At 73.1% G+C, this 24,014-nt stretch carries 19 protein-coding genes; 16 read left to right on the top strand and 3 right to left on the bottom strand.

Annotation, left to right across the window (positions count from 1 at the left end; genetic code table 11):
* The first annotated feature begins 54 nt into the window (after nt 1–54).
* Nucleotides 55–870: a TlyA family RNA methyltransferase gene (locus AB8Z36_RS04575; protein WP_369211855.1), complete on the top strand. Its 816-nt coding sequence runs from the start codon at nt 55–57 to the stop codon at nt 868–870.
* An 11-nt stretch (nt 871–881) separates the two neighbouring features.
* The gene (locus AB8Z36_RS04570) at nt 882–1,787 is read left to right on the top strand and encodes an NAD kinase (RefSeq protein WP_369211858.1); all 906 of its coding nucleotides are present in this window, start codon (nt 882–884) and stop codon (nt 1,785–1,787) included.
* Nucleotides 1,788–1,799: 12 nt separating this feature from the next.
* On the opposite strand, the gene AB8Z36_RS04565 is transcribed toward AB8Z36_RS04570, so the two are convergent.
* On the bottom strand, nt 1,800–3,158 hold the full coding sequence (locus tag AB8Z36_RS04565; RefSeq protein WP_369211854.1) for an FtsX-like permease family protein: 1,359 nt from the start codon (nt 3,156–3,158) through the stop codon (nt 1,800–1,802).
* 304 nt (nt 3,159–3,462) lie between these two features.
* On the opposite strand from AB8Z36_RS04565, the gene recN reads away from it, so the two are divergent.
* Both recN and AB8Z36_RS04555 read left to right on the top strand, forming a co-directional pair.
* Nucleotides 3,463–5,190, top strand: coding sequence for a DNA repair protein RecN (gene recN / locus AB8Z36_RS04560; protein ID WP_369211857.1), 1,728 nt, complete (start codon nt 3,463–3,465; stop codon nt 5,188–5,190).
* A gap of 292 nt (nt 5,191–5,482) precedes the next feature.
* On the top strand, nt 5,483–6,640 hold the full coding sequence (locus AB8Z36_RS04555; protein WP_369211853.1) for a glycosyltransferase family 4 protein: 1,158 nt from the start codon (nt 5,483–5,485) through the stop codon (nt 6,638–6,640).
* Nucleotides 6,641–6,678: 38 nt separating this feature from the next.
* Here AB8Z36_RS04555 and AB8Z36_RS04550 read toward each other — a convergent pair whose 3' ends face one another.
* Together AB8Z36_RS04550 and AB8Z36_RS04545 are read right to left on the bottom strand one after the other, a co-directional pair.
* Nucleotides 6,679–8,313 (bottom strand): PucR family transcriptional regulator, encoded by a 1,635-nt coding sequence (locus AB8Z36_RS04550; protein WP_369211852.1) that lies wholly within the window; start codon nt 8,311–8,313, stop codon nt 6,679–6,681.
* Between the two features lie 85 nt (nt 8,314–8,398).
* Nucleotides 8,399–10,228: a glycoside hydrolase family 15 protein gene (locus AB8Z36_RS04545; protein WP_369211851.1), complete on the bottom strand. Its 1,830-nt coding sequence runs from the start codon at nt 10,226–10,228 to the stop codon at nt 8,399–8,401.
* Between the two features lie 431 nt (nt 10,229–10,659).
* Between AB8Z36_RS04545 and AB8Z36_RS04540 the strand changes: the two genes are divergently transcribed.
* The 12 genes from AB8Z36_RS04540 to AB8Z36_RS04485 all read left to right on the top strand — a co-directional run.
* Nucleotides 10,660–12,321 carry a CTP synthase gene (locus AB8Z36_RS04540; protein WP_369211850.1) on the top strand — a complete coding sequence of 554 codons (1,662 nt, stop codon included), beginning with the start codon at nt 10,660–10,662 and terminating at the stop codon, nt 12,319–12,321.
* Nucleotides 12,322–12,407: 86 nt separating this feature from the next.
* Nucleotides 12,408–13,034: an NUDIX domain-containing protein gene (locus tag AB8Z36_RS04535; protein WP_369211849.1), complete on the top strand. Its 627-nt coding sequence runs from the start codon at nt 12,408–12,410 to the stop codon at nt 13,032–13,034.
* 185 nt (nt 13,035–13,219) lie between these two features.
* Entirely contained in the window at nt 13,220–15,313 is a 2,094-nt protein-coding gene (locus AB8Z36_RS04530) for a tetratricopeptide repeat protein (protein ID WP_440581854.1), read from the top strand.
* Between the two features lie 143 nt (nt 15,314–15,456).
* A complete protein-coding gene (ald, locus tag AB8Z36_RS04525) occupies nt 15,457–16,572 on the top strand; it encodes an alanine dehydrogenase (RefSeq protein ID WP_369211848.1) in 1,116 nt (371 codons plus the stop codon).
* Nucleotides 16,573–16,920: 348 nt separating this feature from the next.
* Nucleotides 16,921–18,093 carry a ParA family protein gene (locus AB8Z36_RS04520; protein WP_369211847.1) on the top strand — a complete coding sequence of 391 codons (1,173 nt, stop codon included), beginning with the start codon at nt 16,921–16,923 and terminating at the stop codon, nt 18,091–18,093.
* Nucleotides 18,078–18,671: a hypothetical protein gene (locus tag AB8Z36_RS04515; protein ID WP_369211846.1), complete on the top strand. Its 594-nt coding sequence runs from the start codon at nt 18,078–18,080 to the stop codon at nt 18,669–18,671. The genes AB8Z36_RS04520 and AB8Z36_RS04515 overlap by 16 nt, the downstream gene beginning before the upstream one ends.
* Nucleotides 18,672–18,690: 19 nt before the next feature.
* On the top strand, nt 18,691–19,704 hold the full coding sequence (locus AB8Z36_RS04510; protein ID WP_369211845.1) for a segregation and condensation protein A: 1,014 nt from the start codon (nt 18,691–18,693) through the stop codon (nt 19,702–19,704).
* The gene (gene scpB, locus AB8Z36_RS04505; protein ID WP_369211844.1) at nt 19,701–20,351 is read left to right on the top strand and encodes an SMC-Scp complex subunit ScpB; all 651 of its coding nucleotides are present in this window, start codon (nt 19,701–19,703) and stop codon (nt 20,349–20,351) included. The genes AB8Z36_RS04510 and scpB overlap by 4 nt, the downstream gene beginning before the upstream one ends.
* Nucleotides 20,351–21,511 (top strand): pseudouridine synthase, encoded by a 1,161-nt coding sequence (locus tag AB8Z36_RS04500; RefSeq protein ID WP_369211843.1) that lies wholly within the window; start codon nt 20,351–20,353, stop codon nt 21,509–21,511. Before scpB ends, AB8Z36_RS04500 begins: the two co-directional genes overlap by 1 nt.
* A gap of 113 nt (nt 21,512–21,624) precedes the next feature.
* Complete coding sequence (locus AB8Z36_RS04495; protein WP_369211842.1) at nt 21,625–22,359, top strand: NUDIX hydrolase; 735 nt, start codon at nt 21,625–21,627, stop codon at nt 22,357–22,359.
* Nucleotides 22,356–23,357 (top strand): ADP-ribosylglycohydrolase family protein, encoded by a 1,002-nt coding sequence (locus AB8Z36_RS04490; protein WP_369211841.1) that lies wholly within the window; start codon nt 22,356–22,358, stop codon nt 23,355–23,357. Before AB8Z36_RS04495 ends, AB8Z36_RS04490 begins: the two co-directional genes overlap by 4 nt.
* 3 nt (nt 23,358–23,360) lie before the next feature.
* The coding region (locus AB8Z36_RS04485; RefSeq protein ID WP_369211840.1) for a nucleotidyltransferase domain-containing protein at nt 23,361–24,014 on the top strand (654 nt) is incomplete at its 3' end.

Raw genomic sequence — 24,014 nt, 5'->3', positions numbered from 1 at the left:
CCCCGGCGCCCACCGGGGCGCCCACCCCCTCGTACGACAGGAGCTGAACCGAACGTGGCAGGAGTGGCACGACGCCGCCTCGACGCCGAGCTGGTCCGCAGGAAGCTGGCGCGCTCGCGCGAACACGCGAGCCAGCTCATCGCCGCGGGCCGGGTCTCGGTCGGCAAGTCCGTCGCGACCAAGGCGGCGACCCAGGTCGAGACCGCCGCCGCGATCGTGGTCGCGCAGAACGACGACGACCCCGACTACGTCTCGCGCGGCGGCCACAAGCTCGCCGGGGCGTTCGCCGCCTTCGTGCCGCGCGGCCTGGTGGTGAAGGGGCGGCGCGCGCTCGACGCGGGGGCGTCGACCGGCGGCTTCACGGACGTGCTGCTGCGGTCCGGGGCCGCCCACGTCGTCGCCGTCGACGTGGGATACGGCCAGCTCGCGTGGTCGCTCCAGAGCGATGACCGGGTCACCGTGAAGGACCGTACGAACGTACGCGAGTTGACGCTCGAAGCGATCGACGGCGTCCCCGTCGACCTGATCGTCGGCGACCTCTCCTTCATCCCGCTCGGCCTGGTGCTGCCCGCGCTCAAGCGGTGCGCGGCGCCCGACGCGGACCTCGTCCTCATGGTCAAGCCGCAGTTCGAGGTCGGCAAGGAGCGGCTGGGCAGCGGGGGTGTCGTGCGCAGCGCCGAACTGCGGGCCGATGCCGTGCGCGGCGTGGCACGGCAGGCGTGGGAGCTGGGCCTCGGCGTCAGCGGCGTGACCGCGAGCCCGCTGCCGGGCCCCTCCGGCAATGTCGAGTACTTTCTGTGGCTGCGCGCCGGGGCCGGCGAACTCGACCCGGCGGACGTTGACCGTGCCGTGGCGGAGGGGCCCCGTTGACTCAGACCCGAGTGACCCAGACCCGAGCTCGTACCGTTTTCCTGCTCGCCCATACCGGACGGCCCGCGGCCGTCCGCAGCGCCGAACTCGTCGTGCAGGGACTGCTGCGCAACGGCATCGGCGTGCGGGTCCTCAAGGCGGAGGCCGCGGATCTGCCGCTGCCCTCCGAGGTCGAGTCGGTCCAGGAGGCCACGGCCGACTGCATCGACGACTGCGAGCTGATCGTCGTCCTCGGCGGTGACGGCACGCTGCTGCGGGGCGCGGACTTCGCGCGCGCCTCAGGGGTGCCCATGCTCGGCGTCAACCTCGGGCGCGTCGGCTTCCTCGCGGAGGCCGAGCGGGACGACCTCGACAAGGTCGTCGACCGCGTGGTCAACAAGAACTACGAGGTCGAGGAGCGCATGACGATCGACGTCGTCGTGCACAGCAACGGCGACGTCGTGCACCGCGACTGGGCGATGAACGAAGCGGCCGTGCAGAAGGTGTCGCCCGAGCGGATGCTCGAAGTCGTCCTGGAGATCGACGGCCGGCCCGTCACCGGTTTCGGCTGCGACGGCATCGTCTGCGCCACCCCGACCGGCTCGACGGCGTACGCGTTCTCGGCGGGCGGGCCCGTGGTGTGGCCGGAGGTCGAGGCGCTGCTCATGGTGCCGATCAGCGCGCACGCCCTGTTCGCCAAGCCCCTGGTGACCTCGCCGGACTCGGTGCTCGCCGTCGAGGTGCAGCCGCACACCCCGCACGGCGTGCTCTGGTGCGACGGGCGGCGGATGGTGGAGCTGGCCCCGGGCGCGCGCGTGGAGGTGCGCAGGGGCGCGGTGCCGGTGCGGCTCGCCCGGCTGCACCACGCCTCGTTCACCGACCGGCTGGTGGCGAAGTTCGCCCTGCCGGTGCAGGGGTGGCGCGGGGCGCCGCAGTAGGCCGTACGCGGTTCATGTGGCGCCGAGCACCCTGATGGCGCGGCGCCGCAGTACCGCGCGCACCGGCAGGCCGGTGGCGAGCAGGGTGAGCAGCAGGGTGCCCGCCGCGATGCCCGTCGGCACGGCCCAGGGGAGGTGGGGGACGGCGCTCCCGAACGCCGTGCGGAGGATCGGCGCCAGCGTGCCCAGCGCGATCACGCCGCCGATCAGCAGCGCTGTCCCGGCCACGACCACGGCCTCCCAGGCGGCCATGGCGCCGAGCTGGCCGCGCCCGCCGCCCACCACGCGCAGCAGGGCGGCGTCACGGCGGCGTTCGAAGGAGATCATGGCGAGGGTGTTCGCGGCGGCGATGGCGGCGAAGCCCGCGTAGAGGCCGGTGCCCACATAGTCGAGCCAGACCTCGCCGGTGCCGCCCGCCGAGCCGGTGCGGTACTCGGCCGTCGTCCGTATGCCGATCTTGGTGAGGCCGAAGCCGACCACGAGGACGAGCGGGACGACGGCGGCGGAGAAGCGGCGGGGCTGGGAGCGGACGTTGCGCATGGCCAGGCGCGCGCTCGGGCCGAAGCGGCCGATGAGCGTCGAGACCGCCCAGGCGGCCGGGCCGATCAGGCGCGGGCCGAGGAGTCCGGCCCCGACGCAGAAGAGGATCAGTACGAGGAAGGCGCCCTCGCCCGCCTCCTCGGCACTCGCGCGGGACAGGAGCACCGAGACGGCGCACGCCCCGGCGATCGCGAGCAGCCCGAGCGGAGCCCGCAGGACGCCGAGCCCGCGCCGCCCGGTGGCCGCCTCGGCGAGGGCGCGGGCGGGCCGCAGCAGGGAGAAGCGCACCGCGGCGAGCAGCGCGGCGAGCGTCGTCGTCACCACCGCCGCGCCGACGCACACCGGCAGCGCGAGCCAGCCGAAGCGGAAGACGGCCCCGGCGGGCAGCAGCCCGTGGGAGACCATGCCCGCGTGCCACCACTGGGCGACGAGACCGCCGAGGGCGAAGCCCATGAGGGCGGCGGGGACCGAGGCCGCGAGGGCCTGGACGGCCACCGCGCGGCGGACCTGGCGGGGCCGGGCGCCGATGGCGCGCACCAGGGCGAGCTCGCGGTGCTGCTGGGCCACGGCGGTGCCCATCGTCGACGCGATCACGAATATCGACAGGTAGATGGAGCCGATCAGCAGGACGAGGGCCATGTCGCCGACGCCGTTCTCCGTGATCCGCCTGCGCGCCGCCGCCGAGAGGCCATCCGTGCCTCCGCCGCTCGTCGAGCCGAGCATCATCGTCGACGCGCTCACCACCGTCGCCGCGAAGAGCGCGGCCACCCCGGTGCCGATGAACGCGGGGCGGTGCGCGCGCAGCGCCGCCCGTGCCAGTCCTGTCGTCATGTCGATCATGGTCCCGGTACGGCGGGTACGGGGACCATGAGGCGGGCAGGTGGACCACGCGGGGGGTTACCCCCACCCGGCGCCGCGCCCGCTCCTCTGCGGCGCCACGCCCGCTCCTCTGCGGCGCCACGCCCGCTCCCGCCCCGCTTGCCCGGACCCTTCGGCGGGGTGCGCGGCGCCGCCACTCCAGCGGGTGACAGTGGCCCCTCGCGCCCCGCCGCCACCTGCGCCTTCGCCGAAGGAGCGCGGGGGCCGTCGCACACCGGGCCCCTGACCTCGTAAGGTCTTGTCCGTGTTGGAGGAGATGCGGATACGGTCGCTCGGAGTCATCGACGACGCTGTCGTCGAGCTCTCGCCAGGCTTCACCGCCGTGACGGGTGAGACCGGCGCGGGCAAGACGATGGTGGTCACGAGCCTTGGCCTGTTGCTCGGCGGGCGCGCTGACGCCGCCCTGGTGCGGATCGGCGCGAAGTCGGCGGTGGTCGAAGGGCGCATCGCCGTGCCCGACGGCGCCCCCGCCGTCGTGCGCGCCGAGGAGGCCGGGGCCGAACTGGACGACGGCGCGTTGCTCATCAGCAGAACCGTCTCGGCGGAGGGCCGCTCCAGAGCGCACCTCGGCGGCCGCTCGGTGCCGGTGGGCCTGCTCTCGGAACTCGCCGACGACCTCGTGGCCGTGCACGGCCAGACCGACCAGCAGGGCCTGCTGAAACCGGCCAGGCAGCGCGGCGCCCTCGACCGGTACGCGGGCGACGCGGTCGCCGTGCCGCTCGCCAAGTACACCTCCGCCTACCGCAGGCTGCGGGCCGTCACGGTCGAGGTCGAGGAGATCACCACGCGCGCGCGGGAGCGCGCCCAGGAGGCGGATCTGCTCCGCTTCGGCCTGGAGGAGATCGCCGCCGTCGAACCCCGGGCCGGTGAGGACACCGAACTGGCCGCGGAGGCCGAGCGGCTCGGGCACGCCGAGGCCCTCGCCTCCGCCGCCACGTCCGCGCACGCCGCGCTCGCGGGCAACCCTGAGGACCCCGAGATCGTCGACGCCTCGACGCTGGTCGCGGGCGCCTCCCGGGCCCTGGAGGCCGTACGGTCGCACGACCCCGCCCTGTCCGCCCTCGCCGACCGCCTCGGGGAGATCGGAATCCTCCTGGGCGATGTGGCGGGCGAGCTCGCCGGGTACGCCGACGATCTGGACGCCGATCCGCTGCGGCTCGCCGCGGTCGAGGAGCGCAGGGCCGCGCTGACCCAGCTCACCCGGAAGTACGGCGCCGACATCGACGCGGTGCTCGCCTGGGCCGAGGAGTCGGCGGCCCGCCTGTCCGAGCTGGAGGGCGACGACGACCGGCTCGGCGAGCTGACCGCCGAGCGCGACGCGCTGCGGGCCGAGCTCGCCGGGCTCGCGCAGGCGCTGACCGATGCCCGCCAGGAGGCGGCGTCGCGGTTCGCGGCGGCCGTCACCGAGGAGCTCGCCTCGCTCGCCATGCCCCACGCGCGCGTGTCGATCGCCATCAGCGCCACGGAGGTCCCCGAGGGGGCGGACGGCGTCGTGGTCGACGGGCGCACGGTCGCCTACGGGCCCGCCGGTGTCGACGAGGTGGAGCTGCTGCTCGCGCCGCACCCCGGAGCGCCGCCCCGGCCCATCGCCAAGGGCGCGTCCGGCGGTGAGCTCTCCCGCGTCATGCTCGCCGTCGAGGTGGTCTTCGCGGGGACCGACCCCGTCCCCACGTACCTCTTCGACGAGGTCGACGCCGGGGTCGGCGGCAAGGCCGCGGTGGAGATCGGGCGGCGCCTCGCCAGGCTCGCCAGGTCCGCGCAGGTCGTGGTCGTCACGCACCTGCCGCAGGTCGCGGCCTTCGCCGACCGGCAGCTCCTGGTCGAGAAGACGAACGACGGAATGGTGACGCGGTCCGGCGTCCAGGTCCTGGAGGGCGAGGACCGGGTCAGGGAGCTGTCCCGGATGCTGGCGGGCCAGGAGGACTCGGAGACCGCGCGGGCCCATGCGGAGGAGCTCCTCGCCACGGCCCGGGGCGACGGGTAGGGACGGCCCCCAGGCGGTACGCGGGGGTGTCACCCCGGGTTGATGGGGCACTGGTATCCCGGGTTCCCGGGGGCACGGGTACTCCGGTTCCCGGGGCACCGAGGGAGGGTGATGGGAACGTACGAGCCACGTAACGGTCACCCGTGTGGGTGATCCCGTCCCACGAGTTGCCCGTCCGCACGCCGAAGTGACCTTTCAGCAGTGCCGGATCGCCCGTGCGGGCTGGCATCCTTGGCGCACCATCTGCTCGAAACCGTCCCCCGCCCGACGCAGACCCAGGAGCCTTGGCCACGTGAGCCACGTGAGCAGCCAATCGCCGCACGGACAGACACCGCTGCACACCGTGCAAGTCCTCGGCGGTGGCAGCGCGGGCAGCAGCGTGCACGTCAGATCGCTCACCGCGGGTCTCGCAGCCAGAGGCGTGCGGGTCACGGTGTGCGCCCCCGACGAGGCCGCCCTCGTCTACGACTTCGCGGGAGCCGGAGCCCGGCACGTCCCCGTACCGCGCAGCGGCGACCCCGCCTCCGTGGCCGCCCTCCGCACCGCCTGCGCCGACGCCGACCTGGTGCACGCGCACGGGCTGCACGCCGCCCTGCGCGCCACCCTCGCGCTGACCGGACGCGGAACCCCGCTCGTCGTCACCTGGCACCACCACACCCGCGCCGAGGGCGCCCGCGCGCGGCTGGTGCGGCTCCTGGAGCGGCGGGTCGCGCGGGCCGCGGCCGTGGTGCTCGGCACCTCCTCCGACCTGGTCGACCAGGCCCGCAGCAGGGGCGCGCGGGACGCCAGGCTCGCGGCGGTCGCGCTGCCGGGGCCGCGCCGTGCCCCGGCAGCGGGCGGCCCGCGCGCGGGCGATGAGGAGCCCGACCGGCTGCTGCACAAGTCCCGTGCCGAACTGGGCGCCGTGGACCGCCCCCTGGTCATGGCCGTCGGCGCCCTGGAACGGGGCGGCGGACAGGACCTCCTGCTCGACGCCACGCGCGCGTGGCGGCACCTGGACCCGGTGCCGCTCCTCGTCGTGGCGGGGGAGGGGCCCGAGCGCGCGGCGATGCTGCGCCGCATCGAGGCCGAGCGCCTGCCGGTACGCCTGATCGGGCGGCGCGACGACATCCCCGACCTGCTCGCCGCCGCCGACATCGCGGTGCTGCCCGGCGGCCGGGAGGCCCGTTCCGTACTCGCCCAGGAAGCCCTGCACGCGCGCGTGCCGCTCGTCGCGGCCGTGACCGGTGGCCTCGTCGAACTCGTCGGCGACGCCGCAGAACTCGTGCCCGCCGACGACGCGGGGGCGCTCGGCACCGCCGTGGCGCGCCTGCTCGCCGACCCGGCCCGCCGCGCCCAGCTCAGGGACAGGGGCACGGCCCAGGCGGCGACCTGGCCGACCGAGGACGAAACGGTCACGCAGGTCCTGAGCGTGTACGACGAGTTGACCCAGCCCTTGCCCTGCACCTGAGCCCTGCCGCCGGTCCGCCGCAAGGCCGCCGCCGGTCCCTACGGAACGTGCCTGCGGGCCCGCAGCGCCAGGCTCAGCGCGAGGACCGTCTGCGGGTCGTCGAGGTCCGTGCCGAGCAGCTCGCTGATGCGGGCCAGGCGGTTGTAGAGCGTCTGCCGGTTGAGGTGCAGCTCGCGGGCGGTCTCCGCCTTGCGGCCCGCGTGCGCCAGATAGGTCTGGAGCGTGGGCAGCAGCGGCGGCTTCGAGCGCTGGTCGTGGGCGCGCAGCGGGCCGATCGCGCGGTCCACGAACGCCGCCAGGTCGGGATGGTCGCGCAGCCGCCAGAGCAGCAGGTCGATGTCGAGGCGCCGCGCGTCGTACCAGGGCCGGTCCGAGAGGCCCTGCGCGGCCGCCGCCGTCTCCGCCGCGTGCCGCAGCCCCGCCGACGCCGCCGCCCAGCCGCCCGCCACGCCGACCACCACGACCGGCGGCTGTGCCCCGGGACGCTGCATCCCCGCGCGCTCCACACCGGCCCGCAGCGCGGCGGCGACCCGGTCGGCGACCGCCGTCCGCTCCGACTCCGTACGCAGACCGAGGAGCAGCGGCACCCGGCCCTCGACGGGACGCACGCCCAGCAGCACCGGCACGCCCACCGACGTCAGCTCCTCCGCGACCGCACGGGCGAGCACCGCCCAGCCGCCGCCGGTCGGCAGGCCGTCGGCGAGGCGCATCACCACCGGCAGGAGCGGGCTGTCCACGGGGTTCGGCCGGAAGCCGAGGACACGTGCCTGCGCGGGGGCGTCGTCGGCGTCGATCCGTCCCTCGGCGAGGTCGGTCAGGAAGTCGCCGCGGCCCCGGGCGGCGAGCTCCTCCTCCTGGCGGGCCTGCATGAGGACCACCGCGAGGCTGCCSGCGGCCCGCTCCGCCGCGATGCGGTGCACCGGCAGCGGCGCGGACTCCACGGCGAGCAGCACGAGCCTCGCCCGCACCGAACCGGCGCCGGGGCCGCCGCCCGGCACGTCGACCAGTACCGCGGCGGCGGGCGGTCCTTCCCGGTCGACGGCACGGCCGCGCAGCCCCTCCCACACCTGGAGCGGGTCCGCGCACTCGGTGCCCGCCCCCGCGGCGTACAGGAGCTGGCCGTCAGCGGTCTCCAGGAACACCGGGTTGCCGCTGAACTCGGCGAGGATGGCGAGGACCTGCGGCACCCCGCCCCCGCCGAGCAGCGCCTCGGTGCACCGCCGGTGCACCTCCTCGGCCCGCTGGAGCAGCGCGTAGTGGCCGTTGACGATCTCGGTGTGCACCTCTTCGGTGACCGTCACGAACGGCACCTCGCGGTGGAGCTGCACCAGCGGCAGCCCGGCCGCCCGCGCCGTCTCCACGAGCGCGGCGGGGAGCCGGGTGAAGCGCGGCCCCAGCTCGACGACGAGGGCGGCGATGCCGCGCTCGGCCAGCTTGCGCACGAAGGCGCGCTGGTCGGCCGGGCGGGTGCCGAGCCCGAGCCCCGTGGTGAGCAGCAGCTCGCCGCCCTTGAGCAGCGAGGCGATGTTGGGCACCTCGCCCGCGTGCACCCAGCGCACGGTCCGCTGGAGCCGCTCCGCGCCCGCGACGACCTCGGGCAGACCGCCGCGCAAACCGGGAAGTTCCAGCGCGCGCTGCACGGTGATGCCGCCCTGGGTGCCCTGACTGTCCATGGCGCGGACGCTACCGGGGCGCGGGGGGAGACGGCATCCCGGTCCCCCCTGCCCCGTACGGCACCGGCCCTCGCGGGCCGCGGCCTCAGCCTCCGTAGGCCCCCGAGGCGGTCAGCCGGAGCGCGGTGTCGATCAGCGGCACGTGGCTGAAGGCCTGCGGGAAGTTGCCGACCTGCCGCTGGGCCTCGGAGTCCCACTCCTCGGCGAGGAGCCCCAGGTCGTTGCGGAGCGCGAGGAGCTTCTCGAAGAGCTTGCGGGCCTCGTCGACGCGGCCGATCATCGCGAGGTCGTCGGCCATCCAGAACGAACAGGCGAGGAACGCTCCCTCGTCGCCCTCAAGGCCGTCCACGCCCTCGTCGTCACCGGCCGTGGGGTAGCGCAGGATGAACCCGTCCGGCGTGGACAGCTCGCGCTGGATCGCCTCGATGGTGCCGATGACGCGCTTGTCGTCGGGCGGCAGGAAGCCCATCTGCGGGATCAGGAGCAGCGAGGCGTCCAGCTCCTTGGAGCCGTAGGACTGCGTGAAGGTGTTCCGCTCCGCGTCGTAGCCCTTCTCGCAGACGTCGCGGTGGATGTCGTCGCGCAGCTCGCGCCACTTCTCGATCGGGCCGTCGGCGTCCCCGGACTCCAGGAGCTTGATGGTGCGGTCGACGGCGACCCAGGCCATCACCTTGGAGTGCACGAAGTGGCGGCGCGGGCCGCGCACCTCCCAGATGCCCTCGTCCGGCTCGTCCCAGTGGTCCTCCAGGTAGCGGATCAGCTTGAGCTGGAGCAGCGAGGCGTAGTCGTTGCGGGCCAGGCCCGTCATGTGGGCCAGGTGCAGGGCCTCGGTGACCTCGCCGTAGACGTCGAGCTGGAGCTGGTTGGCGGCGCCGTTGCCCGCCCGGACCGGGGTGGAGCCCTCGTAGCCCGGCAGCCAGTCCAGCTCGGTCTCGCCCAGCTCGCGCTCGCCCGCGATGCCGTACATGATCTGCAGGTTCTCGGGGTCGCCCGCCACCGCGCGGAGCAGCCACTCGCGCCAGGCACGGGCCTCCTCGCGGTAGCCGGTGCGCAGCAGCGACGACAGCGTGATCGCGGCGTCGCGCAGCCAGGTGAAGCGGTAGTCCCAGTTGCGGGAGCCGCCGATGTCCTCGGGCAGCGAGGTGGTGGGGGCCGCGACGATGCCGCCGGTCGGCGCGTAGGTGAGCGCCTTCAGCGTGATCAGCGAACGGACCACGGCCTCGCGGTAGGGCCCGTGGTAGGTGCAGTGCTCCACCCACTCGCGCCAGAAGTCCTCGGTGGCGGTGAGCGCCGCCTCCGGCTCCGGCAGGGCGGGCTGATCCTTGTGCGAGGGCTGCCACGAGATGGTGAACGCGATGCGCTCACCCGGCGCGACGGTGAAGTCGGAGTACGTGGTCAGGTCCTTGCCGAAGGTCTCGGCGTCGGTGTCCAGCCAGACCGAGTCGGGCCCGGCGACGGCCACCGTGCGGTTGCCGACCTTGTGCACCCAGGGCACCACACGGCCGTAGCTGAACCGCATCCGCAGGGCCGAGCGCATCGGCACCCGGCCGCTGACCCCCTCGACGATCCGCACGAGCTGCGGGGCGTCGGTGTCGCGCGGCGGCATGAAATCGATCACGCGGACGGTGCCGCGCGGTGTGTCCCACTCGGACTCCAGGACCAGGGAGTCGCCGCGGTAGGAGCGGCGCGCCGCCGTGGGCGGCTGCGCCTGAGGGTCGTAGGCCGGCCCAAGGCGCCAGAAGCCGTGCTCCTCGGTGCCCAAAAGGCCGGCGAAAATGGCGTGAGAGTCGAAGCGGGGCAGGCACAGCCAGTCGACTGTCCCGTCCCGGCAGACCAAAGCTGCGGTCTGCATGTCTCCGATGAGTGCGTAGTCCTCGATGCGCCCGGCCACGTGCATCTCCAGTCGAACGGCCACGTTCGCCCCGCGGGGCGCTTACTTACTGGTCAGCGGTCAAGTGATCGTTGACGAGCGCTTGTTCCGGGTGCAAGGCGTGGGTGGTGCCGTGTGCCGGATGGGGCTCGGCAGCGAGTGTCCGAGCAGGATACGACGCGCCTTGGTGATCTGCGCGCCCCTCCCGGCAACGAGCTGCGGCCGAACGGGTGAGCGGCTGGTGAGAGGCGGTGTACCTGCGCGTTTTTCGGCGTGCGTGTCTTGTGACGATGCTGTGCCCGCCCGATGGCGGAGCGTGGCCGGGAGCGTCCCCCTCCTGTCGCTGATACCCTGGTAGCCCGTGAGCCGGTGGTCATCGAACCCCCGAACCGCAGCGACGGCACCTCCCCTGGATCCCCGGTGAGAGCGCCGGTACGCACCTTCCAGACCGCGACCACGGGAGCCCCCTCTTGGCCATGCAGCCCAAATCCACGACGACCAAGCACATCTTCGTCACCGGGGGTGTCGCCTCTTCCCTCGGCAAGGGTCTGACTGCCTCCAGCCTGGGTGCGCTCCTCAAGGCACGTGGCCTGCGCGTCACGATGCAGAAGCTCGACCCGTACCTGAACGTCGACCCCGGCACGATGAACCCGTTCCAGCACGGTGAGGTCTTCGTCACCAACGACGGCGCCGAGACCGACCTGGACATCGGCCACTACGAGCGCTTCCTCGACGTCGACCTCGACGGCTCGGCCAACGTGACCACCGGCCAGGTCTACTCCCAGGTGATCGCCAAGGAGCGGCGCGGCGAGTACCTCGGCGACACCGTCCAGGTCATCCCGCACATCACCAACGAGATCAAGCACCGCATCCGCCGCATGGCGACCGACGACGTGGACGTCGTGATCACCGAGGTCGGCGGCACGGTCGGCGACATCGAGTCGCTGCCGTTCCTGGAGACCGTCCGCCAGGTCCGCCACGAGGTCGGCCGGGACAACGTCTTCGTGGTGCACATCTCGCTGCTGCCCTACATCGGCCCCTCCGGCGAGCTGAAGACCAAGCCGACCCAGCACTCCGTCGCCGCGCTGCGCAACATCGGCATCCAGCCGGACGCCATCGTGCTGCGCGCCGACCGCGAGGTGCCGACCGCCATCAAGCGCAAGATCTCGCTGATGTGCGACGTCGACGAGGCCGCCGTGGTCGCCGCCATCGACGCCAAGTCGATCTACGACATCCCCAAGGTGCTGCACACCGAGGGCCTCGACGCCTACGTCGTGCGCAAGCTCGACCTGCCCTTCCGCGATGTGGACTGGACCCAGTGGGACGACCTCCTGGAGCGCGTCCACAGCCCGAAGCACGAGGTCACCGTCGCCCTGGTCGGAAAGTACATCGACCTGCCCGACGCCTACCTGTCGGTGACCGAGGCCATGCGTGCGGGCGGCTTCGCCAACCGCGCCCGCGTCAAGGTCAAGTGGGTCACCTCCGACGACTGCAAGACCCCGGCGGGCGCCGCCAAGCAGCTCGGTGACGTCGACGCCATCCTGATCCCCGGCGGCTTCGGCGAGCGCGGCGTCAACGGCAAGGTCAGCGCCATCCAGTACGCCCGCGAGAACAAGGTGCCGCTGCTCGGCATCTGCCTGGGCCTGCAGTGCATCGTCGTCGAGGCGGCCCGCAACCTCGCCGACATCCCGGACGCCAACTCCACGGAGTTCGACGCCGCCACCGCCCACCCGGTGATCTCCACCATGGCCGAGCAGCTCGACATCGTCGCGGGCGAGGGCGACATGGGCGGAACGATGCGCCTGGGCATGTACCCGGCCAAGCTCGCCGAGGGCTCCATCGTGCGCGAGGTGTACGAGGGCAAGGAGTACGTCGAGGAGCGGCACCGCCACCGCTACGAGGTGAACAACTCCTACCGCGCCGACCTGGAGAAGAAGGCGGGCATCCTGTTCTCCGGCACCTCCCCGGACGGCAAGCTCGTCGAGTACGTCGAGTACCCCCGCGAGGTCCACCCCTACCTGGTCGCCACCCAGGCCCACCCGGAGCTGCGCTCGCGCCCGACGCGTCCGCACCCCCTCTTCGCCGGGCTCGTGAAGGCCGCCGTGGAGCGCAAGACGGGCGCCAAGTCCGCCAAGTAGCGACAGGCGATACGGTTGCCGGGGTACGTGCCTTCTGGGGCGCGTGCCCCGGTTTTCGTTGGCAGGGTGCGGGAGGACAGCGCGATATGACGATCAAGGACACCGCCGAGGAGTGGCAGGTCACGGCGACGGAAACCCCGTTCGTCGGGAAGAAGACCGCCGTGCGCACCGACGACGTGGTGATGCCCGACGGTTCGGTCGTCCGCCGCGACTACCAGGTCCACCCCGGCTCGGTCGCCGTCCTCGCGCTGGACGGCGAGGGCCGCGTCCTGGTCATCCGCCAGTACCGCCACCCGGTCCGCCACAAGCTCTGGGAGATCCCCGCGGGCCTGCTCGACGTCCCCGGCGAGAACCCGCTGCACGCCGCGCAGCGCGAGCTCTACGAAGAGGCGCACGTCAAGGCCGAGGACTGGCGCGTGCTCACCGACGTCTACACCACCCCCGGCGGCTGCGACGAGGCCGTGCGGATCTTCCTCGCCCGTGACCTCGCCGAGGCCGAGGGCGAGCGCTTCGAGGTCGAGGAGGAGGAGGCCGACATGGAGCTGGCCCGCCTCCCGCTCGAAGAGCTCCTGCGCGGGGTGCTCGCCGGAGAGCTGCACAACAACTGCCTCGTCGTCGGTGTCCTCTCGCTGTACGCGGCCCTGCACGGCGACGGCGTCGACGCCCTCCGCCCGGCCGAGGCACCCTGGCCCGCGCGGCCCTTCGAGGCCTGAGCCGACCCGGTCACGCGGGGCGGACGGAGCCGGGTACCCGTACCGGTATGACGATCCACTGATCCGATCGGGGGACTTGTGCGCGTAGCGCGGCCGGGCGGGCCGCGGGGGCTGAACTAGGCTCTGAAAGCGTCCCGCTCGGAGTCCCGGGCGGGCTCGTGCCCAGGCGGACGGGAGCGTGGCCCGTGACGGATCAGGCGGTCGACACCGGCGGTGCGGCGGCGGGCGGCACCGTGCCGCCACCCGCCGCGCCCGCGCCGGAGCCCGCGGCGGCTCGATTCGTCGGCAGGCGGCGCGAACTGAAGGAGCTGCGGGCCGACATCGACCGCGCGGGACTCGACACCCTCTCGGGCCGCAAGGCGCCCCGCGCGCGCGTCCTGCTCGTGGCGGGCCGCCCCGGTTCCGGCCGCACCTCGCTCGCCGAGGCGCTGGTGCGCAGCATCGCCGACGACTACCCCGACGGAGTGCTCCGCGCCTCCCTCACCGAACCCGACGGCACCCGCGTCCCCGCCGAACGCACCGCCCGTGAGCTCCTCGACGCCCTGTCCGTCCCCGCACCGGCGGGCGCGCACGAGGACCAGCTCACCGAGATCCTCAGGGACGCCCTCGCCGAACGCAGGGCGCTGCTCCTGCTCGACGACGCGGCCGACGCCGAGCAGGTCGACCCGCTGCTCCCCGACACGCCGGACTGCCTGGTCGTCGCCGTCTCCGAGGGCCCGCTCACCGGCATCTCCGACGTGCGGCCCTGCACGCTCGGCGGCCTCGACAAGGAGGCCGCGGTGCAACTGCTGGCCCGCGCCGCGGGCCCGGTGCGCATCACCGTCGACCCGCGCTCCGCGGAGGCGCTGGTCGAGGCCTGCCAGGGCCATCCCGCCGCCCTCGTCCTCGCGGGCGGCTGGCTGTCGGTGCGGCCCAAGGCGGCCGTCGCCGACCTGGCCAAGCGGCTGCACGAGCTGCCGGGCGACGGGCCCGCGCTCGACCGGGTCTTCCGGCACACCTACGCCACGCTCGCCGGGCCGCCCGCCCGGATACTGCGCTTCCTCTCCCTGGCCCCGGCCGGGCACGTCGACCCGCACACCGCGTCCGCGCTCGCGGGCTGCTCGGTCTCCGCCGCCAAGGCCACCCTCGACGACTTCGTCGCCCTCGGCCTCGTCCGGCCGGTGGATTCGCCCCTCCCGCAGTACGAGGTGCCGGGCTGTCTGGTGCCGCTGCTGCGCGGGCTCACCGAGGTCCAGGACCGTCCCGCCGAGCTCCAGCTCGCCCGCGCCCGGATGCTGGAGCGGACCGTGCGGCTGCTCCAGTCCTGCCGCGCCATCACCGAGCCCGACAGCTCGGCCGCGCAGAAGAAGCTCGCCGGGCTGCCGCGCGCCCTGCGCTTCCCCAGCCCGGCCGTCGCCGCCGAGTGGCTGCGCATCCGGCAGCCCGCGCTGCTCGCCGCCGCCCGGCTCGCGGTGGCCGACGGGGAGCTCGACACCCTCGCGCGGCGCCTGATGGCGGCCCTGACCCGGGCCCTCGTCTCCCACCGGGGCCAGCAGGACGCGGCCCCCGAGCTGTACTCCATCCACCAGCTCGTCCTCGGCGTCGCCGAGCGGCGCGAGCTGCCGCGCGAGCAGGCCGCCGCGCTGCTCAACCTCGCCGACCTGGACGCGCGGACCGGACGGACGCGGGACGCCCTCGCCCGCTACCGGGCCGCGCTTGACGCGGGCCGGCGGGCGAACGACCCGTACGCCACCGGGCGGGCGATGGAATCCGTAGGCGGTGCCCACCAGGAGCTGGGGGACTGGCCGCGGGCCGCCGACTGGTACGGCAGGGCGCTCGCCCACCGCCTGGCGCGCGGCGAGCGCGTCGACGCGGCCCGCCTGCACGGCCGGATCGCGACGGTCAACACCTACGCGGGGCGCTATGGCGAGGCGCTGCGCAACTGGAGCTCGGCGGTCACGGGGCACCGCAGGAACGGCGACGTGGCGGCCCACGCGCGGGCGCTGAGCGAGATGGCGCGCGTGCAGGAGTACGCGGGACGCCCCGAGGAGTCCCTGCGTACCTGCCAGGAGGCCGTCGAGCTGGCCCGGCACGCGGAGGACGTACGGCTCCAGGCGGCGCTCCAGCTGCGCCTCGCGGACACCCTGGAGCGGCTCGGCGACCCCACCGCCGCCCGGCTGCACAGGAATGCGGCCGAGCGCATGCTGGGAGCGGGGGCACCTGGGGCGGCCGGGCTTGAATCGAACGGTGGAGCAGGGCCCTCCGCCTACGAAATCCGCAGCACATCCTCAGAAGATTGAAGTATTGGAAGGCTAGACAGCGAGAAATCCTTCATTAGACTGGCTCCGCCGCGTACATCCGTGGTGCCCCCGTTGCGCCCCCCGTGCACCGGTCTGTGTTGCATTGCCCGATATATCCCCTGAGCCAAGGACCGTGATCGACGATGAAGGTCGGCATCCCCCGCGAGGTCAAGAACAACGAGTTCCGGGTGGCCATCACCCCGGCCGGTGTGCACGAGCTGGTGCGCCACGGCCACCAGGTCGTCATCGAGCGGAACGCCGGAGTCGGCTCCTCGATCACGGACGCCGAGTACGTCGCGGCCGGCGCCAGGATCCTCGACACCGCCGATGAGGTCTGGGCCACCGCCGACCTCCTGCTGAAGGTCAAGGAGCCCATCGCGGAGGAGTACCACCGCCTCCGCAAGGACCAGACCCTCTTCACCTACCTGCACCTGGCCGCGTCCAAGGAGTGCACGGACGCGCTCCTGGAGTCGGGCACGACCGCCATCGCGTACGAGACCGTGGAGACCGCGGGCCGCGCGCTCCCGCTGCTCGCCCCGATGTCCGAGGTCGCGGGCCGCCTCGCCCCGCAGGTCGGCGCCTACCACCTGATGGCCGCCAACGGCGGCCGCGGCGTGCTGCCCGGCGGCGTCCCCGGCGTCGCCGCGGGCAAGGCCGTGGTCATCGGCGGCGGCGTCTCCGGCTGGAACGCCGCGCAGATCGCCATCGGCATGGGCTTCCACGTGACCCTGCTCGACAAGGACATCAACAAGCTCAAGGAAGCCGACAAGATCTTCGGCACGAAGATCCAGACCGTCGTCTCCAACGCCTTCGAGCTGGAGAAGGCCTGCCTGGAGGCCGACCTCGTCATCGGTGCCGTCCTCATCCCGGGCGCCAAGGCCCCGAAGCTGGTCACCAACGAGCTCGTCTCGCGCATGAAGCCGGGAAGTGTCCTTGTCGACATCGCGATCGACCAGGGCGGCTGCTTCGAGGACTCGCACGCCACCACGCACGCCGAGCCGACCTTCCCGGTCCACAACTCGGTCTTCTACTGCGTCGCCAACATGCCCGGCGCGGTGCCCAACACCTCCACCTACGCCCTCACCAACGCGACGATGCCGTACATCGTCGAGCTGGCGAACCGCGGCTGGGCCGAGGCCCTGCGCCGCGACCCGGCGCTCGCCCTGGGTCTCAACACCCATGACGGCAAGGTCGTTTACCGCGAGGTCGCCGAGGCGCACGGCCTGGAGCACGTCGAGCTCGAGACGCTGCTCGGCTGACCCGCCGTGACCGACTCCGGTCGGTCACCGACGCTTTCGTCAACGAAAGTCGTCAATCTCACGCCCGCGGCCGGACCTTGAGAGGGGTCCGGCCGCAGGCGTATCCGTGCGGACACGCTCAACTCGCCTTGAACGTAACCCTTTAACCGATTCGCCCACCCCGGAAACGTGCCACTGGCATGCCGCACGCCCTTGACATCGCTGTGTCCCTTTGCCGACACATCGGGCCCGGTCCGGCGGATTGTGTTGCTGTGGACCGGTGACACGCCATAGAGTCGCCAACCGTCGGCATGGTGCCACGCTGACCTATCGAGAAGTTTCCTGGTCACCAAGGAGGTAAGACGACTTGTGAATGAGTCGACATTTGCTCCCGGGGGTGGTCAACCAGGAACGTCTGAGCGGGGCCAAGGACCCGTGGGACTCGAGGCTGTCGGCTCCGTCGCTGTCCGAACCTTCGAAGCCCGGCAGAGCCCCCAGCCGAGACAGTCAGCACCCCAGAGCATGGATGGCCATCACGTGAACGCCATGGCCGGCGACCGGAGTGGCGATAACACCCACACCCACCTCGCCGACTACGAGGAACTGCCCCAGGGGCACTTCTACGACCCCGACGCCGAGTACGAGCCCGATCCGGAGTACGCGGCCACGCTCGCGCCCGACGCGGCCCGTCAGCGCCGTGAGCGCATCGGCCCCACGGGACGCCCGCTGCCGTACTTCCCGATCCCCGGTCCGCTGACCGACCACGGGCCCGCGAAGATCATCGCGATGTGCAACCAGAAGGGCGGCGTCGGCAAGACGACGTCGACCATCAACCTGGGTGCCGCCCTCGCGGAGTACGGCCGCCGTGTCCTGCTCGTCGACTTCGACCCGCAGGGCGCCCTCTCGGTCGGCCTCGGCGTGAACCCGATGGAGCTGGACCTCACGGTCTACAACCTCCTCATGGAGCGCGGCATGTCCGCGGACGAGGTGCTCCTGAAGACCGCGGTCCCCAACATGGACCTGCTGCCGAGCAACATCGACCTCTCCGCCGCCGAGGTGCAGCTCGTCAGCGAGGTCGCGCGCGAGTCCACGCTCCAGCGGGCACTCAAGCCGCTGATGCAGGACTACGACTACATCGTCATCGACTGCCAGCCCTCGCTCGGCCTGCTCACCGTGAACGCGCTCACCGCGGCGCACAAGGTGATAGTGCCGCTTGAGTGCGAGTTCTTCGCGCTGCGCGGGGTGGCCCTCCTGACGGAGACCATCGAGAAGGTCCAGGAGCGGCTCAACCCCGAGCTTGAGCTCGACGGCATCCTCGCGACGATGTACGACTCCCGCACGGTGCACAGCCGTGAGGTGCTGGCCCGCGTGGTCGAGGCCTTCGACGACCACGTCTACCACACGGTCATCGGACGCACGGTCCGCTTCCCCGAGACCACGGTCGCCGGTGAGCCGATCACGACGTACGCCTCCAACTCGGTCGGCGCGGCCGCCTATCGCCAGCTCGCCAGGGAGGTGCTCGCCCGGTGTCACGCCGAGTGAGTCTGCCGGGGGCCGACGAGCTGTTCCGTACGACCGGAGGCATGGCCCTGCAGTCGTCGTCGCCGCGGCGTCCCGCCAACGGTGAGGCCAGGGTGCCCGCTCCGGCGGGCGAGAGCGACGAGACGGCGGCGGCCGAGGAGAGCGCGCAGGGCGACGGCGGTGAGCCCGCCGAACACGCGGCCACCGACGCCGAGTCGGGCGCGGAGTCGCGCAGCCGGGCGGCGTCCGCCGAGGCCGACAAGGGCGCGGGGCGCCGGTCGGCCGGGGGCGGCCAGCCGGAGGCCGCGGGCCCGCAGGGCGGCGGCAAGAACGGCGCGTCCACCGCGCAGGCGCGGCGCAGGGCGCGGGCGGCCAACCGGCGGCCCAGCGGGCGCGAGCGGCACGACGAGAAGATCACGGTGTACGTCTCCGCCGAGGAGCTGATGGACCTCGAACACGCGCGGCTCGTGCTCCGCGGTGAGCACGGCCTCGCGGTCGACCGCGGCCGGATCGTCCGTGAGGCGGTCGCGGTCGTCCTCGCGGACCTGGAGTCCCGTGGGGACGCGAGCATCCTCGTACGACGGTTGCGCGGGCGGTAGAGGTAGCGTTTCTGGCCTGATGGCCTCGAACAGTGAATCCGCACCGCCCGCCGCCCGGCGCCGCACCCTGGGGCGCGGCCCGGGGGTCGCTTCCCCGGAGCCGGAGCCGGAGCCGGAGGCCGAACCGGGCTGCGAGCCGGACCCTGAGCCGACGGCGGCGGCCGAGCCGGACCCTGAGCCTGCGCCGACGGCGGCGGCGGTCGAGCCGGACGTGGTGGCCGAACCCGGTGACGGGCGGTTCACGGTGCGGCTGGCGAACTTCGAGGGCCCCTTCGACCTGCTGCTCCAGCTCATCGCCAAGCACAAGATGGACGTCACCGAGGTCGCGCTCTCCAAGGTGACCGACGAGTTCATGGCGCACATCCGGGCGATGGGGCCCGACTGGGACCTGGACCAGACGACCGAGTTCCTCGTCGTCGCCGCCACGCTGCTCGACCTGAAGGCGGCTCGCCTGCTGCCCGCCGCCGAGGTCGAGGACGAGGCCGATCTGGCACTCCTTGAAGCGCGGGACCTGCTGTTCGCGCGGCTGCTCCAGTACCGCGCGTACAAGCAGGTCGCCGATATCTTCAGCGGGCGGCTCGACGAGGAGGCGCGGCGCTATCCGCGCACCGTGGGCCTGGAGGCGCACCACGCCGAGCTGCTGCCGGAGGTCGTCATCAGCATCGGCGCCGAGGGGTTCGCCAAGCTCGCCGTGAAGGCCATGCAACCGCGCGCGAAGCCCCAGGTGTACGTGGAGCACATCCACGCGCCGCTGGTGTCCGTGCAGGAGCAGGCGGGTCTGGTCATCGCCCTGCTGCGGGAGCGCGGGCAGGCCGAGTTCCGGGAGCTCGTGGCGGACGCGGGGGACACGCTGACCGTCGTGGCCCGGTTCCTCGCCCTCCTGGAGCTGTACCGCGAGAAGGCCGTCGCCCTGGATCAGGAGACCCCGCTCGCGGAGCTGACGGTGCGCTGGACCGGCGGGGACGGCGCCGCCGGGCCGACCGTGACCGACGAGTTCGACCGGGCCCCCGAGCCGATGGAGGAGAAGGCGTGAGCGAGCATCTTGCGGGGGCGGCCGCGGTCGCCGGTCTGGAGCTGCGGCCCGCCCTGGAGGCGGTCCTGATGGTCGTCGACGAACCGGCGACCGAGGAGCATCTCGCGAAGATCCTCCAGCGTCCCCGGCGCGCGGTCGCGGACGCGCTGCGCGAGCTCGCCGACGAGTACACCACGCAGCGGCGCGGCTTCGAGCTGCGGCTCGTGGCGGGCGGCTGGCGGTTCTACACCCGGCCCGAGTACGCCGCCGCCGTGGAGGGCTTCGTGCTCGACGGGCAGCAGGCACGGCTCACCCAGGCGGCCCTGGAGACCCTGGCCGTCGTCGCCTACCGCCAGCCGGTGAGCCGCTCGCGGGTCTCCGCGGTGCGCGGGGTCAACTGTGACGGCGTGATGCGCACGCTGCTCCAGCGGGGTCTGGTGGAGGAGGCGGGCGCGGAACCCGAAACAGGTGCGATCCTGTACAGGACGACGAACTACTTCCTGGAGCGGATGGGCCTGCGCGGCCTTGACGAGCTGCCGGAGCTCGCGCCCTTCCTCCCCGAGGCGGACGCGATCGAGGCCGAGACGCAGGAGGGCGTTCCGTCGTTCGACCCGGACGCGCCCGATGCGCCGGGTGACGAGCACGCAGCCGACCAGACGGAATTTTGATGCGAAGCAGCAGCGGCAGGAACAGCAGCGGAAACAACGGCGGGAGCCGTGGTGGCAACAGCGGCGGCCGCGGCAGCAGCGGTGGCCGCGGCAATTACCGGGGTGCCGGTAACAGCCGCGACGACCGGCGTGACGACCGGCGGGACGACCGGCGTGACGACCGGCGGGACGACCGGCCCAAGAGGCCCAGCAAGCCCCGCCCCGAGGAGCGTCGCTACGACGTGGGCGCGGGCGGCACCCAGAGCGGCCCGAAGTCCGGGCGCGGCGCCTCCGCGCGCGGCGGCGCCAAGGGCGGCCCCAAGCAGGGCCAGCAGCGCGGCGGCCGGTCGGCCCCCGCCCGCTCCCGTGAGTACGAGACCAGGGCCGAGGAGCGCAACCGCGAGCGGTACGCGGACAAGCCGAAGGCCAGCACCCCCAAGACCTTCCCCGGCGCCGAGCAGGAGGGCGAGCGGCTCCAGAAGATCCTCGCCCGCGCGGGCTACGGCTCGCGCCGCGCCTGCGAGGAGCTGGTCGACGAGGCGCGGGTCGAGGTCAACGGCGAGATCGTCCTTGAGCAGGGTCTCCGGGTCGACCCCGAGAAGGACGAGATCAAGGTGGACGGTCTCACCGTCGCCACGCAGTCGTACCAGTTCTTCTCGCTGAACAAGCCCGCCGGTGTCGTCTCCACCATGGAGGACACCGAGGGCCGCCAGTGCCTGGGCGACTACGTGACCAACCGCGAGACGCGGCTCTTCCACGTGGGACGGCTCGACACCGAGACCGAGGGTGTCATCCTGCTCACCAACCACGGTGAGCTGGCCCACCGCCTGACCCACCCGAAGTACGGCGTGAAGAAGGTCTACCTCGCGCACATCGTGGGCCCGATCCCGCGTGACCTGGGCAAGCAGCTCAAGGACGGCATCCAGCTGGAGGACGGGTACGCCCGCGCGGACCACTTCCGCGTCGTGGAGCAGACCGGCAAGAACTACCTCGTCGAGGTGACCCTGCACGAGGGCCGCAAGCACATCGTGCGCCGGATGCTGGCGGAGGCGGGCTTCCCCGTCGACAAGCTGGTGCGGGTCGCCTTCGGGCCGATCACGCTGGGCGACCAGAAGTCCGGCTGGCTGCGGCGGCTCTCGAACACGGAGGTCGGCATGCTCATGAAGGAAGTCGACCTGTAGGTCCCTCCGGCCGACCCGCGGCTCTCCGCGGTCGGTCCACAGGTCCCTGCGGGGTTGTGGCCGCCCGCCCGTTCCCTTTATGGTCGTAACGACTTTTAAGGGGGTGGGCGGGCATGCCTGTGTCCGGGACCTACGACAAATACGCCTACGAGCCGTTCGCCGTCACCGTCGATCTGGCCGTCTTCACCATCCGCGACGGCGCGCTGCACGTGCTCCTCGTGGAGCGCGGCCAGGAGCCGTTCGCGGGGCGCTGGGCGCTGCCCGGCGGCTTCGTCCTGCCGGAGGAGTCCGCCGAGAGCGCCGCGCAGCGCGAGCTGGCCGAGGAGACGGGGCTCGCGGACGTCAGCGGGCTCCATCTGGAGCAGGTGCGCACCTACAGCGAGCCCGGCCGCGACCCGCGCATGCGGGTCGTCTCCGTCGCCTTCGCGGCGCTCGTACCCGATCTGCCGGAGGCGCGCGCGGGCGGCGACGCGGCGGGCGCGGCCTGGCTGCCGTACGGCCCCGGGGCCTACCGGCCCCTCGCCTTCGACCACGACCGCATCCTCGGCGACGCCTACGACCGGGTCCGCGCCAAGCTGGAGTACACCGGGCTCGCCACCGCGTTCTGCCCGCCCGAGTTCACGCTCGGCGAGCTGCGCCAGGTCTACGAGGCCGTGTGGGGCGCGGAGCTCGACCCCGCCAACTTCCGCCGCAAGGTCGTCGGCACCGCCGGGCTCGTCGAGGCGGTCCCGGGCGCGGCCCGCCTCACCGGCGGCCGGGGCAAGCCCGCCGCCCTCTTCCGCGCGGGCACGGCCAGCGCCCTGCACCCGCCGCTGCTTCGGCCCGCGTCGGACGGGGACGCGTCATGAAGCGTGCGGCCACCGGGTCCCTCCTGGGGCTCGCCCTCGGGGACGCGCTGGGCTTCCCCACCGAGTTCGACGACGTGCCGTCGATCCTCGCCAAGTGCGGCCCCTGGCGCGGGATGGAGCTGCCGCGTCCCGCGTTCGTCACGGACGACACCCAGATGACCCTCGCGCTGGCGAGGGGCCTGCGCACCGCCATGGACCGGGGGACACTCGGGCCCCAGCGGCTGACGCGGCCGCTGCGCGAGGAGTTCGTGGACTGGTACCAGTCGCCGGAGAACAACCGCGCGCCCGGCAACACCTGCCTGAGGGCCTGCTGCCTCCTCAAGAACGGCAAGCCGTGGGAGGAGGCGAGCCAGACGCACTCCAAGGGCTGCGGGGCCAACATGCGGGTCGCGCCCCTCGGATTCGTCCCCGGGCTGAGCGACGAGCAGCGCGCGGGCGCCGCCCAGTTGCAGGCCGCGCTCACCCACGGCCATCCGACCGCGCTCGCCGCCTCGGACCTCACCGCACACGCCGTACGGCTGCTCGCCGCGGGCGCCGAACCGACCGGCCTGGTCGGACTCCTGCGCTCCTACGCCTACGACCACCGCGAGACCTACCACGAGCGGTGGCTCGGCGGACTGTGGCGGCGGGGCGGCGCACCGACGCCGAAGGCGTTCATCGCCCAGGGCTGGGACGAGTGCCTGGACGTCCTTGAGCGCCTGTCGGCCGCCCTGAAACACGCCAATCCGGAGACCGACCCCTGCCTGGCCACGGGCGAGGGCTGGATCGCCGAGGAGGCGCTCGCCACCGCCCTGCTCTGCTTCCTGCAGTTCGTGGACGAACCGCTCACCGCGCTGCGCCGCGCGGCCTGCACCTCGGGCGACTCCGACTCCATCGCCTGCCTCGCGGGAGCCTTCGCGGGCGCCCACCTCGGCGCGACCGCCTGGCCCCCCGAGTGGACGGACCGCATCGAGCACCGGGCCGAGCTGCTTGAGCTGGGGGCGCTCTGGGACGATTGAGCGATGAACGCCGACCTGGGGCAGCAGCCGGACATCGACCTGAGCGCCGTCGTCGCGCGGGAGCGCGACCCGTTGCTCTTCGCGACGGTCTCCGGCGCGCATCTGTACGGCTTCCCGTCCCGTGACTCGGACGTGGACCTGCGCGGGGTGCACCTGCTGCCGGTGGCCGAACTCGTGGGGCTGCGCGAACCGGAGGAGACGCGCTCGCGCATGTGGGACGAGGACGGCGTCGAGATGGACCTCGTCACACACGACCTGCGCAAGTTCGTGCGGCTCATGCTGCGGAACAACGGCTACGTCCTGGAGCAGCTCCTCTCGCCGCTGGTGGTGCACACCACCGAGGCGCACGCGGAGCTCGTCGCGCTCGCGCCCTCCGTCCTGACCGCCAACCACGCCCACCACTACCGCGGCTTCGCGGGCACCCAGTGGCGGCTCTTCGAGAAGAACGGCGAGCTCAAGCCGCTGCTCTACACCTTCCGCGTACTGCTCACCGGCATCCGTCTGATGCGCGCGGGAACGGTCCTCGCCGATCTGCCCACGCTGCTCGGGGAGGTGCCGGAGGCCCCGGCGTACCTTCCGGACCTCATCGCCGCCAAGAGCGCGGCCGAGCACGGCAGCGCCGAGGTGGACCGCGTGCGCGTGGCCGCCGATGTGGAG

The sequence above is a fragment of the Streptomyces flavofungini genome, assembly GCF_041028215.1.
Classification (GTDB): domain Bacteria; phylum Actinomycetota; class Actinomycetes; order Streptomycetales; family Streptomycetaceae; genus Streptomyces; species Streptomyces flavofungini_B.
The sequence above is the reverse complement of the archived record's forward strand: the minus strand, read 5'-3'. Positions and strand labels throughout refer to the sequence as shown.